Annotated in this window: 18 protein-coding genes and 1 pseudogene; 15 read left to right on the top strand and 4 right to left on the bottom strand. The window is 57.1% G+C overall.

Features of this window, described 5'->3' with window-relative positions; translation table 11 throughout:
- Positions 1 to 62 precede the first annotated feature (62 nt).
- Positions 63 to 914, bottom strand: coding sequence for a dimethylarginine dimethylaminohydrolase family protein (locus Pan181_RS25585; RefSeq protein WP_145251806.1), 852 nt, complete (start codon positions 912 to 914; stop codon positions 63 to 65).
- Between the two features lie 712 nt (positions 915 to 1,626).
- Here Pan181_RS25585 and Pan181_RS25580 point away from each other — a divergent pair.
- The 12 genes and pseudogenes from Pan181_RS25580 to Pan181_RS25535 all read left to right on the top strand — a co-directional run bounded on the left by Pan181_RS25580 (position 1,627) and on the right by Pan181_RS25535 (position 13,526).
- Positions 1,627 to 2,160 (top strand): sigma-70 family RNA polymerase sigma factor, encoded by a 534-nt coding sequence (locus Pan181_RS25580; protein WP_145251804.1) that lies wholly within the window; start codon positions 1,627 to 1,629, stop codon positions 2,158 to 2,160.
- 70 nt (positions 2,161 to 2,230) lie between these two features.
- A complete protein-coding gene (locus Pan181_RS25575; protein ID WP_145251802.1) occupies positions 2,231 to 3,160 on the top strand; it encodes a hypothetical protein in 930 nt (309 codons plus the stop codon).
- A gap of 146 nt (positions 3,161 to 3,306) precedes the next feature.
- On the top strand, positions 3,307 to 4,356 hold the full coding sequence (locus Pan181_RS25570) for a hypothetical protein (RefSeq protein ID WP_145251800.1): 1,050 nt from the start codon (positions 3,307 to 3,309) through the stop codon (positions 4,354 to 4,356).
- Between the two features lie 390 nt (positions 4,357 to 4,746).
- Positions 4,747 to 6,018, top strand: coding sequence for a caspase family protein (locus Pan181_RS25565; RefSeq protein ID WP_145251798.1), 1,272 nt, complete (start codon positions 4,747 to 4,749; stop codon positions 6,016 to 6,018).
- 6 nt (positions 6,019 to 6,024) lie between these two features.
- Positions 6,025 to 6,696: a hypothetical protein gene (locus Pan181_RS26420; protein WP_197528715.1), complete on the top strand. Its 672-nt coding sequence runs from the start codon at positions 6,025 to 6,027 to the stop codon at positions 6,694 to 6,696.
- A 196-nt stretch (positions 6,697 to 6,892) separates the two neighbouring features.
- Positions 6,893 to 7,918, top strand: coding sequence for an IS110 family RNA-guided transposase (locus tag Pan181_RS25560; RefSeq protein ID WP_197528511.1), 1,026 nt, complete (start codon positions 6,893 to 6,895; stop codon positions 7,916 to 7,918).
- A 335-nt stretch (positions 7,919 to 8,253) separates the two neighbouring features.
- Positions 8,254 to 8,391 (top strand): annotated as a pseudogene (locus Pan181_RS27100) (hypothetical protein); the annotation flags it as partial.
- On the top strand, positions 8,327 to 9,655 hold the full coding sequence (locus tag Pan181_RS26415; protein ID WP_197528714.1) for a polymorphic toxin-type HINT domain-containing protein: 1,329 nt from the start codon (positions 8,327 to 8,329) through the stop codon (positions 9,653 to 9,655). The pseudogene Pan181_RS27100 and the gene Pan181_RS26415, both read left to right, overlap by 65 nt.
- Before the next feature lie 47 nt (positions 9,656 to 9,702).
- Positions 9,703 to 9,990 (top strand): DUF5076 domain-containing protein, encoded by a 288-nt coding sequence (locus Pan181_RS25550; protein ID WP_145251794.1) that lies wholly within the window; start codon positions 9,703 to 9,705, stop codon positions 9,988 to 9,990.
- Between the two features lie 1,076 nt (positions 9,991 to 11,066).
- Positions 11,067 to 11,510, top strand: coding sequence for an IS200/IS605 family transposase (gene tnpA, locus Pan181_RS25545; protein WP_145247389.1), 444 nt, complete (start codon positions 11,067 to 11,069; stop codon positions 11,508 to 11,510).
- Positions 11,511 to 11,883: 373 nt separating this feature from the next.
- Positions 11,884 to 12,918 carry a PEP-CTERM sorting domain-containing protein gene (locus tag Pan181_RS25540; RefSeq protein WP_145251792.1) on the top strand — a complete coding sequence of 345 codons (1,035 nt, stop codon included), beginning with the start codon at positions 11,884 to 11,886 and terminating at the stop codon, positions 12,916 to 12,918.
- 83 nt (positions 12,919 to 13,001) lie between these two features.
- On the top strand, positions 13,002 to 13,526 hold the full coding sequence (locus Pan181_RS25535) for a hypothetical protein (RefSeq protein WP_145251790.1): 525 nt from the start codon (positions 13,002 to 13,004) through the stop codon (positions 13,524 to 13,526).
- Positions 13,527 to 13,645: 119 nt separating this feature from the next.
- Here the strand turns inward: Pan181_RS25535 and Pan181_RS25530 are convergent, their stop codons facing one another.
- Together Pan181_RS25530 and Pan181_RS25525 are read right to left on the bottom strand one after the other, a co-directional pair.
- A complete protein-coding gene (locus Pan181_RS25530; RefSeq protein WP_145251788.1) occupies positions 13,646 to 14,218 on the bottom strand; it encodes a hypothetical protein in 573 nt (190 codons plus the stop codon).
- A gap of 571 nt (positions 14,219 to 14,789) precedes the next feature.
- Positions 14,790 to 15,647, bottom strand: coding sequence for a hypothetical protein (locus Pan181_RS25525; protein ID WP_145251786.1), 858 nt, complete (start codon positions 15,645 to 15,647; stop codon positions 14,790 to 14,792).
- Positions 15,648 to 15,714: 67 nt separating this feature from the next.
- Here Pan181_RS25525 and Pan181_RS25520 point away from each other — a divergent pair, with 67 nt between their 5' ends.
- Positions 15,715 to 16,656, top strand: coding sequence for an IS5 family transposase (locus Pan181_RS25520; protein ID WP_145244898.1), 942 nt, complete (start codon positions 15,715 to 15,717; stop codon positions 16,654 to 16,656).
- Positions 16,657 to 16,721: 65 nt separating this feature from the next.
- Here Pan181_RS25520 and Pan181_RS25515 read toward each other — a convergent pair whose 3' ends face one another.
- The gene (locus Pan181_RS25515) at positions 16,722 to 17,846 is read right to left on the bottom strand and encodes a hypothetical protein (RefSeq protein WP_145251784.1); all 1,125 of its coding nucleotides are present in this window, start codon (positions 17,844 to 17,846) and stop codon (positions 16,722 to 16,724) included.
- Positions 17,847 to 17,893: 47 nt separating this feature from the next.
- Between Pan181_RS25515 and Pan181_RS25510 the strand changes: the two genes are divergently transcribed.
- Together Pan181_RS25510 and Pan181_RS25505 are read left to right on the top strand one after the other, a co-directional pair.
- The gene (locus tag Pan181_RS25510) at positions 17,894 to 18,094 is read left to right on the top strand and encodes a hypothetical protein (RefSeq protein WP_145251782.1); all 201 of its coding nucleotides are present in this window, start codon (positions 17,894 to 17,896) and stop codon (positions 18,092 to 18,094) included.
- A 1,461-nt stretch (positions 18,095 to 19,555) separates the two neighbouring features.
- Positions 19,556 to 20,215, top strand: coding sequence for an RNA polymerase sigma factor (locus tag Pan181_RS25505; protein ID WP_231943705.1), 660 nt, complete (start codon positions 19,556 to 19,558; stop codon positions 20,213 to 20,215).
- Positions 20,216 to 20,416: the final 201 nt, after the last annotated feature.

Here is a 20,416-nt window from a genome sequence, read left to right as displayed (position 1 = left end):
CCAACTCGTACCAACAGGTAGTCTTTGTACCAGGCGTTTACACCAGCCGTGTAGGGTGTCGGCTATTCAGGCGAATTGGCCGCACGCCAGCTGGCTGCCTGCTCGCCATCGAGACGCAAAGTCAGGCATTTTGCACTGCCGCCGGCCTTTACGAACTCGTCGAGCGGCGTCGCGGTCGGCTCGTAGCCGCGGTCGCGGAGTTCCGCGTGCAATTCATTGCAGCCGGTGTTTGTGAACACCTGCCGACCGACCACCACCGCGTTGCAGGCGAATCGCTCCGCTTCCGACTGCTCGACCGCAATCAGCTTGTCGATGGTCCCCTCGATGGCCCGCCGCCCGTAATCGTCGAACGCCGGCGGGTACCAGATGGCCTCGTCCTCGGCCAGCGGGCAGAAGCACGTATCGAGGTGATAATAGCGGGAATCAACGAGTTCCACGGGAATCACCCGCACGCCGAGCAGGGAGCCGATCTGCTGATGACAGGTCGCGTCGCTCCGCATGCGATAGCCGGCAAACAGCGTATCGCCGCAAAATAGCGCGTCGCCGGCCCCTTCGAAGTCGTAGCCCCCCCCTTCGTCGGGCGGGGCGAACTCGACTACCTCGAACCCATGCTCCGCAAACCAGTCGCGAAACACCGGCGACTCCCCTTGCCGCTGCGGATGCCGAAACCGCGAGACCAACGCCCGCTGCTGATACACCAGCCCTGCGTTGGCGGTGAACACCAGGTCGGGCAGCCCCGCGACCGGCGGCAGCAGCTCGATCTCGGCCCCGGTGCCTGCGAGCAAGGCATGCAAGGCGTTCCACTGCTCGGTCGCCAGGGCATGGTCGGCCGCGACCTCCACGTTCATCCAGGGATTGATCTCGTACTCAATGCCAAAGAAGTCGGGCGGGCACATAAGAATACGAGCGGTCATCGGCGTCCAATGGCAAACGAGCAACAGGGCAAATCGGCATCGCCGAGCAGGCGATCCATGACTACCGAAAGTGTACCCCAAGGGTCGCAAAGCATCGCGATCGATCAAGGAGACTATCGAGAGGACGCATGGGGAGTTTTGCCCCCAGCGGCAACCAGCACCAGTCGACGTAAAGCGTTGCTGCAAAGCGACTTACGCCAAAAGCCCCCGCCCCCAATTCAGGAAAACGATCCGTGGGGGCAATTCTTACGCCGCCGCCATTTTCCGCAACTCGTTGGAGCATAGCGACTTACGCAATGTCGAATCGACGTAAGTCAAAACCAAAAGCCCCCACCCCGGGGGCACCACCAACAAGCGGCCATCGCTGGGCCGATGTGCCGGTCACCCCGATGGGCATCGTCATGGGTAACCCCCATTTGGTCGCACTCACCAAGTTGTCAAAGAACCAACCGGGCCGCAGCCCACAGGTACTATTGGAACGGTTCAGGTGGCCAATTAATAGGAAAAAGTGGGTAGAAACGTGCTCTGTTTTCACGCTCCTAGTTGGCGGTAATCATTCACCTTATTTGCCCCACGTAACTGCTGCGGCTTGCCGCCCGCGGGGCCTCATTATCCGCCGTCTCTCTGTTTTTTGGCGATTGTTGTCCCCGTTGGTTCGACTTGATAGCAATAACAGCAGAAGGGGCTGCTGCGAGTACTTACCGGAATGGTCATGGCCGACGCGAAGAAACTGTTTGAAATCCTGGTCCGCGAAAATGCCGACATGCTCACCGCCTACTTGAGGGCGGCCGTGCGTGATGCGGCTGCGGCCGACGATGTGTTTCAGGAAACCTTGCTTACCGCCTGGCGGAAGCTCGACGACTACGACGCCGAGCGCCCGTTTGGTCCTTGGCTGCGGGGCATCGCTGCGAAGCTGGTGCTTTCGCACTATCGTCAGGCGGCCCGGCGGGACGAAACCGTGGGGCACGACGTGCTCGAGCACCTGAACCAGCGGTTCGAGCGGTTCCATGGTTTGCCAGGCGATACGTTCGACGAGAAACTCGACGCGCTGCGACAATGTGTCGAGCAGTTGCCGGAGCAGTATCGCGAGCCGGTCGACTTGCGATACGCCCACGAGTTGTCGCTTGCCGACGTCGGGGAGCAACTCGCGCTGAGTGCCGAGGCCCTGAAGAAACGTCTGCAACGCGCGAAGGTCCGCCTGCTCGATTGCCTGAACCGCCGACTGCTGGCCCCCGAACCGTCCTAAATATACGAGCCCGTTTCCCGCTCAATCCATCACCGAACCCAACAAACCTAGCGACCGAGTGCTGCCCGCCATGCCTGAGCCCCACGATCCCCAGCCCGACCTGCAAGCGGCCGACGAGCGATTCGTCGAAGCCTTGCTGAGTCAGGCGCTGCGGCCTGATACGGCAGGTCGCGAGCGGCGGATCGCCCAGGCGATGGACTCCATCAACCGGCCGGAACCAACGCCACGCCCGCATCGTGCGAGCTCCGCTTCGCACTGGCGTTGGGCCCGGCTGGCGATGGCCGCCACGGTGCTGCTGGCTCTCGGGCTGTTGTGGCCGCTGCTCGATACCTCGCGGAGTGCCCACGCGACGGTGTTACGAAGTTTGGAAGTCGCGACCGCGCGCGGCCCGCGACATTACCGAGTGGTGACCATCGCCCGCCGGCCGGTGGTCGGCGACGTGACCGTGCACTGGGACCTGTACGTCGACGGGGCCAACCGATTCGCGATTCGCCGCCCGTCGCCGATCGCGATGCGCGAAGTGTGGTTCGGCTCCAATGGCGACGAGTCGTGGGTGGTGCCACCGATAGGTCCGGTGATGCGGGGCGACCAACGGATGCTCGGGCGGTGGCTGGCGGCTCGCGATCCGAACGAATCGCAGGTGCTGCATCTCTCGACCGTGCTGGAGTGGATGGCCCGCGACTTCGATCTCGAATCGCTCGACAACGAGCGGCTGCTCGATCTCACTAGCGACGACCAGAGCACCAAGGTGGAGTGCCGCCATGTGCGAGGCATCCGCCGACTGCAAGACACGAGGGCCCCGAAACAAATCGACGTGTGGGCCGATACCACGACCGGCATCGCTCGCCGGGTGGTGATCGACTGGCAGCTGGAAGAGGGGCAGCGCGACGAAGCGCAGTTCGGCCGCATGAAGATGACGCTCGATCTGCTCGACGAACACGAGCTAGCAGAAGACTGGTTCGATGCGGCGGGGCACACCAACGCCCGGCGCGCTCGCTAATCGGTTGCCCGATGCTATCGATGCATCGCGACAAACTTATCGGAAAAGTTGTCCCCGTTTGTCTTCTTCGGAGCAATTACAGGAGGAATCTCCCGACGCGTGGCTCGGGGGTCACCTCTACTCAAGACTCTATCGAAGAGGCACACATGAATCTTCTGACTCGCATTTCTCGTCCTTTCGCGGCCAAGTCGAAGTCCCGTTCGCAGCACCGCCAAGGCAAGTTCCATGGATTGGAATCTCTTGAGGCTCGCGCCATGATGGCGGGCGACTTCGCTGCGGCGATGGACGTCGGTGGGTTTGGTGATGGTTCCGAAGCGGCTACCGCGATCGTGTCGAAGCACGTCGCCGAACGGCGCGAGGCCAAGTTCGACTTGATCAGCGACGCCCAAAAAGCCAACCTCAAGCAACTGGCAACCGACCTCAAGGCAATTGCCGCCGACTCGGAAGTTACGCCGGAGCAGATCGAGCAGCTGATGACCGACCTGCAAGCAATCGCCACTGGTGCGACGGTGCCGGAAGAGGAGTTGGTAACCGCGCTGAAGGAAGACTTCCAAGCGGCGGCCGAAGATGGCGAGTTCACGGTGCCTGAGATCGCGAAGCTGAAAACCGACTTTGCTGCGGTGCTCGAGAGTGCAGGCATCGAAGCGGAGGAAGTGGAAGCGGTGGTCGCCGACCTGCAAGGCATCGTCACTGCCTCGGGGGTCGACCAGCAGGACGTCGAGACGATCGTCGACGATCTGGTGGCGATTGCCGAGGAGTTCCAGAACCGCGAACCGATTGTCAGCGACGTGCAGAAAGAGAACCTCCGCACGCTGTTCAGCGACCTGAGCGACATCGCCGACCACACGTCGATGACACCCGAACTGGCGCAGGAGATTCGCGCCGACCTGCAAGCGATCACCAGCCAGGCGACCCGCCCTGAATGGCGGTTGGTCGTCGACCTCGCCAAAGAAGTGCGGGCCGCGCGCAACGATGGGGTGATCACCCAAGAGGAGAAGGCCTCGATTGCCGAAAGCTTCGACGCGGTGCTCCAGAGCGCGAACATCTCGCAGGAACTCCGCGACGAACTCTGGGCCGACATCGCCGAGAGCGGGCTAACCAAGACCGACCTGCACACCATCGCCAGCGACGTGGCCGCCATTCGCAAGGAGTTTCGCAACAACCACGACCACGCCAAACCGGGCCGCCGCAAGTAACCCCGCACGGCGGTCGCCACAACGCACCTGGTACCCATCGGAGAGTCGGTGACAACACGACGATGTGGAACACGACGCTTCGGGTCCTTAGGGGTCCGAAGCGTCGGTTTTTTGGGGGGAGCTCCACTTCCGCTGGGCAAGTAGCAACATGGCGGCCGACGCTGGCTCGAGTCTGCCCGTCTGACGGGGGGGTGGAAATTGCCTTGTGGAGAGGCTGTTTTCGCAAATATTGACCCGATCAGGGGACGTAACTAGCATAGGCGATTCGGGCCGCGGGTGCGGTCCTGCATCTTATGTTGGGGACCTGAAGTTGCGAATCACTCTGCCGGTTGTTGTTGGTGCGACACTACTTGTCGTGTTGAGCTTCTCGGTCATCGGCATTGCCCCCGCTTGGGGATCGATTGGCTGGGACGACGTGCGCGAACCGTCACATTCGACGAATACGGCCAGTCGGATGTCTCGCCTAGCGCGGTCCCGTCGCTCAGCACTTGGGAACCTCCGGTTGGTTGGACCGACCCGTTCTATCACAACAAGTGGGATTACACGTCGAGTGTTTCGCAGGCCTACAATTCGTTCGGCGGCGAGTCGCCTCCCGATGTGCGCCCGTACTTGGAGTGGGCGTCGCGGCAAAGCACGCACGACCCAACGAGTATCACGCCGATCAATGGTTTGAGAGTGGGAAGCACCGCTTCGTATTTTCCGCGGCTTAATATGCGGTCGCTCGACATTGCCCCGCCGGTGTTGAGTAACTATCGCAGTTATCCCGAGCCACTGACGGCCACGATCCGCGGATGGCGTGAAGACAAAACAAAGGATCCCAGTTCGCCCGAGCGGTGGAATGAACTGCAGACCAAAACCGTATCGCTCCAGTTGCCCAACATCACGCAAGTGGAAACGGAAAACGGGCTGCGACCTCGCTATGAGTCGCAGTACACGCACGTCAATCTATCGGGCTGGAATCAGCTCGATCGGGTCACCTTCGAGGTCAATGATCCCAATGGAGGAACGGTCGACAACGTCTGGGTCGATAACATCAAGGCCAATGCTGGTACCACGCACGGGTTCTTTCTCGGCGCGCCCGACATCACCGCGATCGATGCCGGCCGCGACACAAGTGCGATGGTCAAAGCCATGCAGGATGCGTTTGGCATGCAAAGCTACAGCCGTTATGTGTTGCCAAATATCTATAACAACATGCAGTCGACTGCCGAGGTTAGCGAGCAAGTGTTCGCTCGCCTCGACAATGTCAAACAGTATCTGCAACCTGGCGATAACTTTGTGTTCTATTATTCGGGGCATGGAGTGCAGCGAACCGGCACATCCAGCGAGCCCAACGGCGACGAAGCGCTCGTGTTGAGTCGCAATGCTTTGTTGTCCGACGACGCCTTGACGGAGTACTTCACCAGAGATCCGATTTGGGCACAGGTCGACAAGGTCTTTATGCTCGACGCTTGCCATAGTGGTGGATTCTGGACCTCGCGCGAGGACGCGATTGCCTTGAATGGCCATGAGGATGGCTCTACGGGGCCAACCGATCTGGCGACATTGCCACGCACGGCCCTGCTGGCAGCTGCGCCGGAGTATCAAACGGCCCTATCGTTTGCCAAGCTCTCTCAGGTGGAGGAAACACAACTTCCCGGCACCGAGAACTTCAAGACCTAACAGGGAATGTTTACCGCTGCGGTGGTGAGTGCGTTGCAGGTGACCGAGGACGGGTTCACGATGGCCGACTTGAATCAGGATGGACTCTCGTTTCGCGAACTGATGGAGTGGGTCCGTGTGTCGCCAATGAACGAACTGTACGGTTCCGAAAAACTGCTGACCGATATGTACGACGCTCGCGTGGCGATGAAGGATCCGAATCACAGCCTCCGCGTCAATCCGAACGGACACATCCCATGGTTCCACCGGTCGCAGTTCAACGGCTACGAACGCGATGAATTCGGATCGTGGGCGACCGAGCCGATTGATGTGGAATTGGGGGCGTTCGCTGCGGTGACCGACGACTTTGGTACCGCGGGGCTGCTGGAACTCATGACCGAAGGCGAGCAAGCCTTTCGCGACATGCTCACTTCGCTGCCGGGCGACTTCAACAACGATGGTGTCGTGGACCTCGGCGACTACACCGTATGGCGCGACAACTTCGGCGCACCGGCCGGAACGCTGCCCAACGACGTGGCCGGTACCGACATCGGTCTCGATCAATACACCGAGTGGAAGGCCTTCTTCGGCAGCCGACTATCGCCCCCCGCAGCAGTTCAGGTCCCCGAACCGACCGGCGCCATGCTCATGGCAGGCCTCGCCTCGCTACTACTCGTTGCGGGCCGCATTGCGAAGTAAGAGCGTTTGCTCTTGGACTTACGCGAAGGACGCCGCGGACTCCGTGTCGAATGGTGCAAACACACTGCTTGTAGCGACATCGATAACGAGTGAAAACATGGGAATCAGCCCGTTGCGTGCGTTGTCGCGTGCACCGGGGCGTGGTACACCGACGGACGGTTATTCGCCCGTCTCACCCCGACGCAAGGAGATTCCCATGAAGTACGTTGGTGCCGATTTGCATAAGAAGACCGTTAGCCTGTGCGTGGTCGAATGGCACGACCACTCCACGCGAGTCGTCCAGCGAAAGCGACTACGCTGCGACGAGCCCGATCAGATCGGCGAGTTCCTCGCCTCGCTCGGGGAGTTTTGCATCACCGTCGAGGCGACCATCGGCTACGACTGGTTTGCGGCCCTGGCCGAACCGCTGGCCCGGCGGGTGGTGATCGCCCACCCCCATAAACTCCGCGTCATCGCCGACAGCACTCGCAAGAGCGACAAGATCGATGCCCAGACGCTGGCCGACTTTCTGGCTCACAACATGATCCCCGAAGCGTGGCGAGCCACGCCCCGCGTGCGGCAACATCGCTCGCTGATCCGCCGACGGCAGAAGGTGCAGAATCGCATCACCTCGATCAAGACCACGATTCGCGCGCTATTGACCCGTTACAACGCCGACCGCCGCGACCTGTTCACTCGCATCGGGCGGAAGGCCCTCAGACAGTTTCAATTTCTCGACGAAGAACGGTGGCTCGTTGACGACCTGTTGGAAGACCTCGACCAGGCCCGGCACCACTTGGCGAACGTCGATTGCCGGTTGCGTGAGTTCGCCGAGCGGGCACCGCTGGCCGAACGCGAAGCCCGCGAGGTGTTGGCCACGCTTCCCGGCGCAGGTCCGGTGACCATCAACGTGCTACTGGCCGAGTTGGGCGACTGGCGACGGTTTACTAGCGGCGATGCGGTGGTCGCCTTTGCGGGACTGTCGCCCGGGTTCCGCGAAAGCGATGGCCACCGCAAGGCCTTGGGCATCACCAAAGCGGGCTCGCCGCTGTTGCGGTGGGCGATGATTCAACTGGCCCACCGGGTCAAGCAATCGAGCAGCCGCTGGCGGACGACCTTCGAGCGATTAAGCCAACGCACCGGCAAGAAAAAGGCGACCTGTGCGATTGCCCGGCGACTGCTCTTGGTCGTCCACGCCATGCTCCGCGACGGACGAGCCTACCAGTTTGCCGCGGCCAAGTAGCCATCCACGAACGAACCGACCGTAAGCCAGGATGATCTCGATATAGAGAATGCCGGCGGAGAGCGACTCCGATCGGCGCACGAGTGAATGGGACATTCTTCGCCGACGTTTTTATGGGACACTTGCCAACGGAGTGGCGGGTGATCACCGCATAGATGTTTGAGCACGGACGGCAGGTCCGATGACTCGCATACCCCAGCGGTCTTGGTTCAACGAAATAAAACATCCGACAATAGGAGAAAATGATGATCCCCTAAGAAACCACGCTTGACAAAGATTCCCATAGATTTCTCTATACCGGCAGGAGACTCGATCCGGCAACAGGCCTCCAGTACTCCCGCTACCGCTACTACCACCCGCAGCTTGGGCGGTTCGTGAATCGGGACCCGATTGGGTACGCGGGGGGGGATGAATCTGTATGCCTATGTGGGGGGGATGCCGACGGGGTATTCCGATCCATTGGGCTTGTTTAACTGGTTCGGTCAAAAACTCGTGATGCCCTGGCACCCACGTGCAAGCTGGAATCCTCTCGACACGGGTGAGGCTTGGGGCAATGTCGCGAGTGGAGGTGCTGATTACGTTGCTAGTGGAGTTGAAGCGGCAGGCTATTGGACCGAGAACGATTACGGCGCTGGTACCGGAGCTTTTGCAGGCAATCTGATTCGAAGTGCTGGCGGGATGGTCCAGGGAGGATTGGATACTCGTGGGTCGGTCAATGCTACAGTTCAGGATGTCAGACATGCATACGCGGTTGGGCAAAAGCACGGAGTTCGCCTTGGCGTCGGAGAGTTCATTGGAACCAACCAACTGGTCGAAGGATTCTCGGGATACGATATCGAAACAGGTGAAGAACTCAGCGAAGCTGAGCGAGTGGAGCGGGTCGCCGACGGTTCAGGCAGACTTGGTAGTACCGCTGGAACAGTAGCGGGTGCGATCAAAGGTGTGAAGTTCGGAATGCAACGAACTCCCTGTGGTCGCCGCAGATGGCGATTCTGGGAAGATCCCTGCTTCCCACCTGGAACTTTGATCCTGATGGCTGATGGATCAACCAAGGCCATCGAAGATGTTGAGCCAGGCGACATGGTGCTGGCCGACAATCCCGAGGATGACGAGAAACCGAAGGCGTACAAGGTCGTGGCGGTGCCGAAGAACTGGACTAAGCGGCTGATTCACATCGACGTGGACGAGGATGGCGATGGCAAGTCGGATGCCCACTATCGAGCCACTGGCAAGCACCCAATTTGGACCACCGAACGGGGGTGGCAAAATGCTGTCGATCTGAAAATCGGTGATGAGTTGATGACGGACAAGTTGGAAGAAGTACGTGTAATTGCGGTCGCCGAGGAGAAGACGGAGGTTGATACATACAACCTAAGTGTAGAAGGTGTGCATACTTTCTACATTGTGGGTGACGGTCTGGCTGTATTGGTGCATAATGTCGAAGGGATTTATGAATTTCCGGATCAATGGTTTCCTGGTCAGCAATACATCGGCCAGTCCGGCGATACCGATACACGTTTGGACCATTGGGAAAACGTAGGACGCTATGACCCTAACACTGGTGCAGCCTCGACAGAAGAAGTTCTCGGTGGTAAAACGGCGAGGGAGATCGCTGAGGATGCACGCATCATGGGGCGTACTGGTGGGACACATCCAAGTGATTCAAATGCTGTATCTAACAAGGTAAGACCCATTGGCGAAAAGAGGGCACACCTACGCAGGCCGCCTTGCCCTTAGTTCCATCGCGATTGCTAGCGATCACACTATCTCTGTGGAGGACTACTATGAAACCCCTAGAAATCCCACCTGCCGCCTTGGCGGACGATCAGGCTGTTGAAATAGCAAGGATCTGGGGAGCCGGCGGAAAGCAGCATGTAACTTTAGCTAGTGGGATCTGGAAAGACCCCGGGAACTGGGGGATTATGCTGGTAGACTTGGCTACGCATATTGCAAATGCTTACGAACAAAATTCTCTCTGTACCAAGCGGCAGTGTTTGGATCGAATAAAGGACGTGTTCGACTCGGAATGGCAAGAACCAACTGATGACCCTACAGGTGAAATTGTAAACTAGTGTTTCGGGTAGTCGCGTATTCCGCATGGATGTCACGCAGGCAGCCCGTAGGGGCCAAGTACTCAGCCGAGCCAAAAACCACTGAAATTCCTTGAGTTAAGAAACACGCCAGGCTGAAATCTCAGCGGAACTTACCGGTCATTACGATCCCCGCAACCAGTCAGCAATACTAAGGCAATTGCACGATGTTGCAACTTGACTACCCAGAAGCGAAGAACCGCTGAACGATAACACCGAAGCATCATGTATATAATGGCCTTCCGTGGCCAGGATCGTTTACTCAGTTGCCCAACACTCAATTAGCCGTTCCAGTGCTGTGCACACAAGAGGCTGGCACTGTTAGCCATTCTTTTTCGGTGCCACTGCTGGCTTGTCGCGGACAGCGTTTGTAGATCGCATGGCAGTAGCAACGGCTCGATGATGATCCGTTACGTTGCCCAATCGCCAGCAGTGGGCTGGATGCTTGGTGTGGGGCGTCGCGACCTCGAAGAACTGAGCAGCTAACGAACGCCGGCTACCGATCGGCGGTAGTGCGTGGCCTGGGACGCTAGTCCCAGGGAATGGTTTGTTTCCATTGGCTCGCCGCGACCTGAGGCTACCCTCCCCGGGCCTGATAGCCCGACCTGCGTCTTTATATTGGCCGCCAGCGGAGGGTGAATTTGGTGCTTGGATTCTCACCAGTTTTCGCTGGGAAATGGCCACCTGTGGTGTTCTAATGGACAGTTGGTGTGTTGTCCGTTGTTTGTGGTCAGTAGTCCGTTGTTGGAGGATGGAGAGATGTAACCGAGTGAACATGAAAATCAGTAAGGCCATGCACCACGCAAGCGCGCTGTAGGAGCGGTCTCTGACCGCGATGCCGATTGCGCTGGCGTTCGCTGCTGCGCGTGTGGCAATGCGTTGGTGGGGCTGCGTCGCTGGAAGCTCCTGGACCCACCCTACTGCCCTTTCAAACTCCCAACTTCCAACTCCCAACATCCAACTCAAAATACTTTCCCACCCATGGGAATCTATTATCCAACCGATGGGGTTAGAACCCTCGCCTTCAGGCGAAACCTTCAGGTTCATATACTACTTGGATGGATAGTTACCGGATTGGAGCACATAGCCGCTTTGATTTGAAATACCATTTCGTGTGGGTCACGAAGTACCGCAAGGCGATCCTGAGAGGTGACGTCGGGGTACGGGTGCGTGAAATCGTGCGTGAGGTGTGTCGGACCAACGATATTGAGATACTGCAGGGGGCGGTCTCGGCTGATCATGTGCATGTTTTGTTGTCATGCCCTCCGAATCTCTCGCCCAGCAAGATCATGCAGTATCTCAAGGGCAAGAGTTCGCGAAAGCTTCTGATGGAGTTCCAGCATCTGCAAAAGCAGTACTGGGGGCGTCATTTGTGGGCCCGCGGGTACTTTGTGGCGTCTAGCGGAAGTGTGACTGAGGAAGCGATCACCGCGTATATCCAGGGTCAGCGGGGAACGGAGCCCAGCGACGGGGAAGATAACTTCCGCGTAACGCCTTCGTGAGTGAAGGACTTCAGTCCGTAGCTCACGAACTCTTTCCAAACCTACCGGCTTCTAGCCGGTAGTAGTTCAGTTGCACGGCGTTGGGAATCTATCGCGCGAGATTACTTCGTGAGCGCGACTCGATCGTTGCTCGTTCATCTTGCGGGTCCTCCTGGGCCGGTAAGCTAGCAGTCGCATGGCTTTTTGCGTGCGTGGGTCGATCGATGGTATTTAGTGGACTTGTTTGTCTTAATCCGTACAATACGCCGGTAGTTGCGGTGCTGGGCGGAGGAGGTCTGGCGTCGCGATCTCGTCTTTTGTGCTTTTCTTCTGTTGACCGTGGGGGCGTCGGGCAGGTGTCTCGGCGTGCGCTTCTGACTGGGAGATACGACTCATGATCCGAATCCGAATTTGTGCTTCGCTGCTCGCCTTGGCCGGGTTGTCCGTGGGGGCGATCGCTCCCGCAACAGCCGAGCTGCTGCATCTGTGGGACTTCAACGCTGGCAACGAGATGGCCGACTCGGTCGGGACGTTGGACCTGAACCCCGCGCCTGGCGAAGGGAGCGTTACCATCGACGACAACGGCACGCCCGGCGATACCAGCGACGATGTCGTGGTGACCGGCACCGCCGGCGACATCATCTTCGAGCCCGGCTACATGGGCGTAGGCCAAGCGTTTCGCCCTTACTATGTCGACTCGTCGCAGTCGTCGACGGCCGGCGCTGGTTTGACCGGCAAGATCACCATCGACGACAACGGAACGCCCGACGACACCGGTGACGATATCATCACCGATGGCTTTGCGAGTCCTAACCAGTTTACGATTGAGACGATCGTGCGGGTTGATGCCAAGACCACCGGCTCGGCAGTGAACTACATCTTTCAAACTCGTCCAGGCAGCGATCGGGGCTACTACTTGATTCAGGACGAAGACAATGTCGGCGCGGGTTCCACTGGCGGCGTCGGCTCGATCATCGGCAACAACTTTGGCGACGTCGGCATCGGTGCCGAGTACGATACGGAAGGGACCTGGCTGTATTACGCAGCGGTGATCGACCTGACTTCGACGCCTGGGCAAGCGGTGGCCGACGTGTACGCGGCCGACCTTTCGGCTGGTGAGACCATCCCGACGCTGATTCTGAACGATCGCACGTGGAACAGCGCCGACCCGAGTGCCCTGGCTGGCGTGCCGGGCATTTTTGGCATCGGCGGATTCGCGATCGACCGCGACGGCGACGGCATCGCCGAAGCCTCGCAGGAGTGGTTCCAAGGAGCGATCGACTACATTGCGATCTACGACGGGCTGCTCACGGCCGACGACCTGGCGGTGAACCTCGAGGGACGCCGCGTTCCGGAACCAACGTCGCTAGTGCTGCTCGCATTGGGAGCAACGCTATGGGCCGGCGCGCGACGCTTTAAGGTTCGCTAGGTTAGCACCGCGTGGATCGACTGCACTTTGCAGCACAACGCGGCGGCTCTTAAGATGATTGGATGAGTAAGCACTGCCCACCGATGAACCGTTTGAACGCGCGCTGCCAATCCGTCTTGCTCATTCTCTTCTCGCTTACCTTGGTGGGGTGCACCAATGATCCGCCGAGCGAGCCGGCCGACGGTCTGCACCCATCCGATCCGAGTTATATTTATGTGGTCATGACAAGTGACGACAGTCCGAAGCTGGATTACGAGGGCGAGGGGATGCTGAAGCAGGAGCTGGTAAAACCGGCGGCCGGTGCTTCTACGTTTGATTATGAATTGATCGCTTTCGAGCTCCCGCCGGGAGAAACCTTCGTGGCCGGCGGCAGAAACGATGACCCCCAGCACCATCTGGTCGAATTCACTGGCACCATGCAACGTTCCGGCGACAACCATTTTTCGTTGAACGGCAAGCTAGTCAGCAAAGTTCCGGTCACCATCCAGTTCTGCAAAATGGTTCGCGATCAGCACGACACAAGCGAGGAGTTTCCCGAGCTACCCTTCGCGACCGGCGAACATGCAGTATCGTTCGAGGGCAAAGTTACCGGATGGTTGAAAGAGTAGTGCAACCCTTCGCTGGGGGCCGATTCCCTTTCAGGGAATGGAAGCGTGTTCTTTAGCTGCTATCCACCTAGTCCAGCCGCGGAGCGGCGGAAGCATTCTTGCAAAGAGCGGCACCACTTCTACCGCATTCTTCCACCGCACCGCGACATCGCCAGCAGGCCGAGTAGCAACATGACGGCCGACGCTGGCTCGGGGATGGCGACGCTCTCGGGCGGGGGCGCCAGGTGCAGGCCGAACTGCTCGCGCCAGATCAGGTAGTCTTGCTGGTCGACGGTGCGGTTGCCATCGCTGTCGCTACCGGTGTAAGGCGACAGGTTCGTCGTGCCGAGTTGATCGCGCCAGAGCGTGTAATCGGCCAGATCAACCAAGCCATCGGCGTTGAAGTCGCCCGCGTACGTGACCAGGGCCGAGACGGTAGTCGGCTCGTACAGCATCCGCCAAACGAGACCATCTTCTAGTTCTGGCAAGCCGACGATCGCGTCGAACTGCCCAGTGATTCGTGCGATACGTGTATCCACGTTGGAACGCAGAAACTCAATCTGGTCGCCCGCTTGGACAACCAGTTCGTCGGCAAATACGAACTCTAGCGTCCCAGCCAGTTGTGCCAAGTTGTCGTAGCTTGCAGAAGAAATATGGCTAAACAACAGTTGATCGTGCAAGTCGGCCGCAAATCCGGCGACTTCGATTTGCAATGTTCCCTCGGCGGTTTGTACATACCTCCCAGAAAGAGTCAAGTTACCGATGGATTCCCCCGGTGCAAGAACTCCAGCGTTCTCGCATGCAAGTCCAGAGTGGTTTCCCCATAAGCCCGATATTGTTCCTGCCCCATAAACGAATCCACCTGGGTGGTTGGATACAAATGCCGTCAGATCGGATTCAACGAAGATTTCACCTCCTGCAAGATTGTAGATTGGCTCAGATACTTCGATGCCTTGCCCCCCCACAACGATTCGACCGCGATTTTCGAATGACCATTTAAATCCAGACATGACGATCTTGCCTTGGCCGGAGGCCCGAACGGTACCTTCCTGCCGTAGCGCAGTGGACAGATCGAGTAGCCCAGTATCTGCATGGATCAATCCTTGATTGATCAAGGCTCCCCCTGAGTTACTCAGGTCGCCATGACCAGCAATAGTGTGATTGATGCCGTTCACTAGATCTCCGGAGTATCCGGAAAAACGCTCTCCCGACAGTCGCATTTCTCCTGAACCTGACAAATACAGGTCACCCTTTTTCAGTCCGATCCCCACCTCCAACATTCCGTTATTCTCGATTTGACCAGCCAATTCGCCTTTGTTGAGATGCAAGTAAGCGTTGTTTGGTCACGTCTTGCACGTATCCGGCAGATACTTCACCAGTCCCGGTTCCGCAAATCTCTCCAGCAGGACAGCCAATCGTGCCGCGCACCATGCTAGTCACCTGGATAATGCTATCCGGTTTTGCATACAGGAATCCTTGCTGACCGACATCGGTGCTCAGCGAAGTGAATCTCAGAGTACTTCCAGGCTCGGCCTGAACAATTCCGTGGTTAACAACGCTTAATTTGCTTCCGAAAGAGAAGTATCCTTCCACACCTTGAATTAAGCTATTGTTGACTATCGTGCAATCACTCAGTCGAGATTGTGCGTAACCTTGGCCAACCTGCACGACCGTGTTCGTAAGGGTTAATGTCGACTGGGAAGAGGAGATGTTAGTTTCTCCGCGCAAATAGACCACTCCTCCGACGATCTCCGCGTCTTCTGTGACGTCCAACTGATTGAAAGCAAAAAGCCCCCTGTTTTCAATTTGCCCGGCGATTGAGAAACTCGATATTTCATTTCCTACATTGCCTTCTAGTGTGACATTCTTGAGAAGACCTCCAGCCCCCTGAATGATGCCATTCCCCTCGCCTGAATCGGGAGCCGCAGCGATACCACGGACGATTCCTCCCTCAATAGTACTGTTTTCTAGCGTGACGAGACCGTTGGGCAACGCCTCCATCACGCCGGCCTCATCCCCCGATGTATTGTTGATAGTCTGATATTGAATCGAAAGGTGATTGCCTGGAGTGGCCCTGATAGTCCCCATGTTTGCAATCAGACCTCCAAATATTTCCAGCTTGTAATCGGCCTTGTTGAACAATTAGTCACAAACCTCCGTAAAAACTAACGTGGAATGGAACCACGTACCTTTTTTACGGAGATCGAACATGGCTACGAAAGAAAAACGAACCTACAAAGTCACGAACTGGAAGGAGTATAACAAGTCGCTCATCGAGCGTGGAAACATCACTATTTGGTTTAGCGACGAGGCGTTGGAGAACTGGGAACATCCTAACGACCAGACAAAAGTCGGTCGCCCTTTTGTCTTCAGCGATACGGCGATCGAGTGCTTGCTGACGATTCGCGAACTGCTGAAACTTCCCTATCGGCAGACTGAGGGATTCGGCCGCTCGCTGGTGGCGATGTTGGGCGTCGAGGCAGCGATTCCCAATTATTCTTCGCTCGCCAAGCGAGCCAGCAAGCTGAATGTTTCGCTCGATATCGCTAACAAGAGGGGCGACATCGATATCGTGGTGGATAGCACCGGCATGAAAGTGTTTGGCGAGGGCGAATGGAAGATGCGGACGCATGGCAAGTCGAAGCGGCGGACATGGCGGAAGCTGCATTTGTCGGTGAATCCTGACACCCGCGAGATTGTGGCGGAGATTTTGACCGAGAACAGTTGCCACGATGCCGATGCGGTTCCCGAAATGCTGGAGCAGGTGGAGCAGCCCGTAAAAAAGTTTCACGGCGACGGTAGTTACGACAAGTGGAAGGTTTATGAAGGGCTGGAATCCGAAGGCATTGAGCCGGTGATTCCGCCGCAGCACAACGCCAAGATCAAACAACATGGCAACTCTGCGGAGGAGCCTTTGCCCCGGGACGAGGCAATTCGTCAGATTCGACGCAAGGGGCGTAGGAGTTGGAAAGAGGAAGTGGGCTATCATCGTAGAAGCTTGGCGGAAACGACCATGTACCGAGTGAAACAAAGCTTTGGGAGCCATCTCAAAAACCGAGTATTCGAAAACCAACAAACGGAAGCCCGCTTGCGCTGTAAAATCATCAATCAATTCACCCAACTCGGGCTTCCACAGTTCGAGTGGAGTTAGTCAACAAGGCCCTGTAAAATCATCAATCAATTCACCCAACTCGGGCTTCCACAGTTCGAGTGGAGTTAGTCAACAAGGCCCTTGTAATCTGACAATTGCACCGGCTCTTCAGTGCCAAAGCCAGTCTCAATGGTACCTCGATTGACCATGTTTCCGCTTTCAAAGGTACCTTGTCCGCGCAGTACGTTGTCTTCGTTGACGAACGTGGCGTCTCGACCATAACCAGTATTGTAAGTGATGGAGGAATGGGCGAACTGAACGACCCCACCACCCGACAGCGTTCCAAGAAGGCCGCAATTGTAGGTCAAGTTTAGTTGCCCTAAATTCTGCACAGCCCCTGTGAGTGTTACATACTTGAGGTCGATTTCCCCCTCCAGCTGAACTCCGTCAAGTTGACTTTGTTCAATCAGCAGATTGCCATGAGAGTCGTCCTGCACTTCGCTACTAACAACACCACCCTCGATGATTAAGGAACGGATCGTGAGGCTCGAACCGGCCAATGCCTCAATCCGCCCAGGAGTGCTGTCTTGATAGTTCAACAATCTAGCTCCTATAGAAGCGAACGTTCTACTCAACAACAACGATCCCCCTGAAGTGGCTTGAATAAGTCCCCCATTCGTACCGACGATATAACTCCCTTCGGTTTTGTTTCCCAGAGTGACGGATAGGTGTTTGCCCTCACCATTTACACTGAGAGTGCCATCGTTCCGCAAACTGTCTGAAAGCTCCAGCACTCCAGCCCCATCAATAGACCCGCGATTCCATATCGAATTACCCGTAGAAGAGCTTTTGTATAGCGAACTAAAGATCCCATTGATTTCGAGATGGCCGGTCTCCTCAATGTCCAGGTTATTCCTAAGATCGAACCGCCCGTCCTCCAAAACGACAAACTCCCCTGCTAGATGCACTTCTTCAGCAGAGAAATTTTCGAGGATGAGCGTATCGAGGTAGTCAATGGTCAAACTTCCAACTCCCCATAGTGGGTCAGAAACGAAGACCTGCGAGTGTCGGGACTCATCGTTGTCGATGATTGCTGTCTGATAAACAATAGGCACTTGGCCGGTCGACCAGTTGGTGGGGTCGGTCCAGTCGCCGGTTTCGGGACCAATCCAAACCGCGGTCACTGCCAAGGTGGGGGAGGCAATCGCGGCGAACAAGAGGGTGGCAACAACGCGACGGGCGGTCGTCATTTTGTGTTCCGAGAGAGTCCGAAGGGCTTGCTGAATACTTGCAGCTCGTGAACCCTCGATTGTACTTGAAGCCCACGCTGCTTGCAGCGGCGAAGTGGGCGTTCTGCCTGACTTGCTGGGGTTCCGACGTCGCAGAAAACGAGTCGCCCCAGATTCGCCAGAATCTGCTGTTTCGGCAGTTATGCGACTATTCTTGCTGGATTCCTTCTGCGTGTGCGGAACCGCTCGTTCTTGGCGTCGCCAACTAGTAGTTTTCTACTGAATGCGAAAACTGGTCTCCGAGGTCATCTAACACAGTGATCCACTATCGATCCCAGTCATTTCGCGCGCTGTGAGATTTTGTGCTGGGAATTGGCCACCGGTGGTGTTCTAATGGACAGTTTGTTTGGTCCGTTGTTTATGGTCAGTAGTTCGTTGTTGGAAGGTGGAATGATGTAACCGAGTGAATATGAAAACCAGTAAGGCCAATCATCAGGCAAGCGCGCTGTAGGAGCGGTCTCTGACCGCGATGGCCCTTGCGTTGGGTTCGCTGCTGCGCGCGTTGGTAACGCAGGTGATGGGGCTGCGTCGCTGTCGCTCCTGGTCCCATCCTACAGGGCGCTCGTTGGTGACACGCTCGAAATGGCTAGCTGAGATCTTTCAGTCGCTGGAAGCTCCTTCAAGATGACATCCGCTTATTCCCATTCCGCAATCCGCAATCCCAGATCCCCAATCCGTCCCCTCCCAAAATAGTTTCCCATGGCTGGGAATCTATTCTGGGCACTTTCACCGGAGGTGTTAATGCAACTTGTTGGTGACAAACGACTTGCGATGGATTCCCACCGCGAAAATAGATTCCCACTCGATGCGTTTTGGGAAATGGGAATCTATTCCAGTTCGAAAACCGCTGGTTTTGTAGTGTGCGCGGAGATTCAATTTTCCCATCGGTGGGTAAATTGGGAATCTATTTGCCGCGGGGGATGCTGACCGGTGGTCGGTGGGGGAAAATTGGCCCTTGGGGCTGGTTTTTTGCCTGTATGTGGGAAGGTGAAGAAGCTGCCAAAGTGGCCAACTTTTCCTGGTATTCCTCCTCGGCTGTGGTCTAATAGGAGTAATGCAGCGAGTTGCAGAGGTGCTGCACTTATCGAACTAGCTTGAATCGAGCGACAAGATAGCCCTCTGGGCGACGAAATACCTTTCCCCGGAGCGTGGCGCTCGGACGGCTTAAGTGGTCTATCAATAAGGACTTACGAATAAGCGGAAGCAAGCGATTTTGCCGGATTCGCTGGAGTATGGCGGACGCGGCGGGTTGGGTGCGGAAAGCCGTGAGTTCAAAGTGTCCATTTTGGCAGCCCAACTGATTCACCTTAATACAATGTGCTGTGTAATCATGTGCAATTTTGGCAGTCGTTAACATTTGGAAATTGGCGAAATAGGAGCGAACAAAAAACCCCACTCGCTGCGTAACCAATGCGATGTACTGGGTTTACAGCGATGGAAAAGCAACCTGATAGCACCGCCAGCAAGGCGATTGGCACAAGGCTTGCAAATTAAAAAACGCTATAACCGGCCGCGAGGGGTGGAACCCAGAAACTCCAGCCGGTTTGTTGTCCCGCTGTCCATGGAGTCGCGTAGAATGCGAGGATGGCGGGTACCCATTTTAGACGGGAGGGGAATGACGGATCTGTTCCTCTGAGCGTCGAACTCTCAAGATTGAGGAGTTCGGAAACATGATGATGACCACACGCAAGGAAGATTTGACTGGACGCACCGAAGACTACCAAACCTCGGCAATGACCATGAACGACGAACAACTACTCATGAAGTACCGCGACTCGGGCGACGAGCAGCTTCTTAGCGAGCTGGTCGGTCGTTATGAGCGGGAGCTGTTTAGTTACCTGCGTCGTTTTCTTGGTGATGCCGCGCTGGCGGAGGACGCTTTCCAAAACACGTTCCTGCAGGTGCACAGCAAGAGCCACCTGTTCGACGGCAAGCGGAAGTTCCGTCCTTGGCTTTATACCATCGCAACCAATCAAGCGATTGATCTGCAACGTCGCAACAAGCGACACCAGCTGGCGAGTCTCGATCGTCAGCAGCGGACTGCACATGCGGAAGTTGGCAGCCTGATGAATCTGCTCGAGAGCGAGGACATGGGTCCCGCCGAGCGATTCGACCTGCGTGAGCGGATGGAATGGGTTCGCAACGCCGTGGCCGCGCTGCCCGAGCAGCTTTCGGCTGCGATTTCGCTTGTTTACTTCCGCGGCATGAAGTACCGCGAAGCGGCCGAAGAACTGGCTGTACCGGTTGGTACGGTTAAGAGCCGGCTGCACTCGGCTGTTCAACAGCTCGGTGACGCTTGGAACGAGTCGAACGGACGTCGGGGCGAATAATTGCCCCAAAACACGGCGATAAGCAGCGAACGCTGCAACCAGTCGTCGCGTAGTAGAATGGAGAACGAGGCGGTGCAATGCCGAAAGGTCGCTAAGTAGCTGACCTGACTCCGCATGACAGAGAGCGGTGGCTTTGCACAACAAACCGTCAACTTCGCCCGCCCTCGAGCTTCGTACCGGCTCGAGGGCGGGTTTTGACAT

Source organism: Aeoliella mucimassa, from assembly GCF_007748035.1.
Lineage (GTDB): Bacteria > Planctomycetota > Planctomycetia > Pirellulales > Lacipirellulaceae > Aeoliella > Aeoliella mucimassa.
This window is presented reverse-complemented; position numbering and strand designations above follow the sequence as displayed.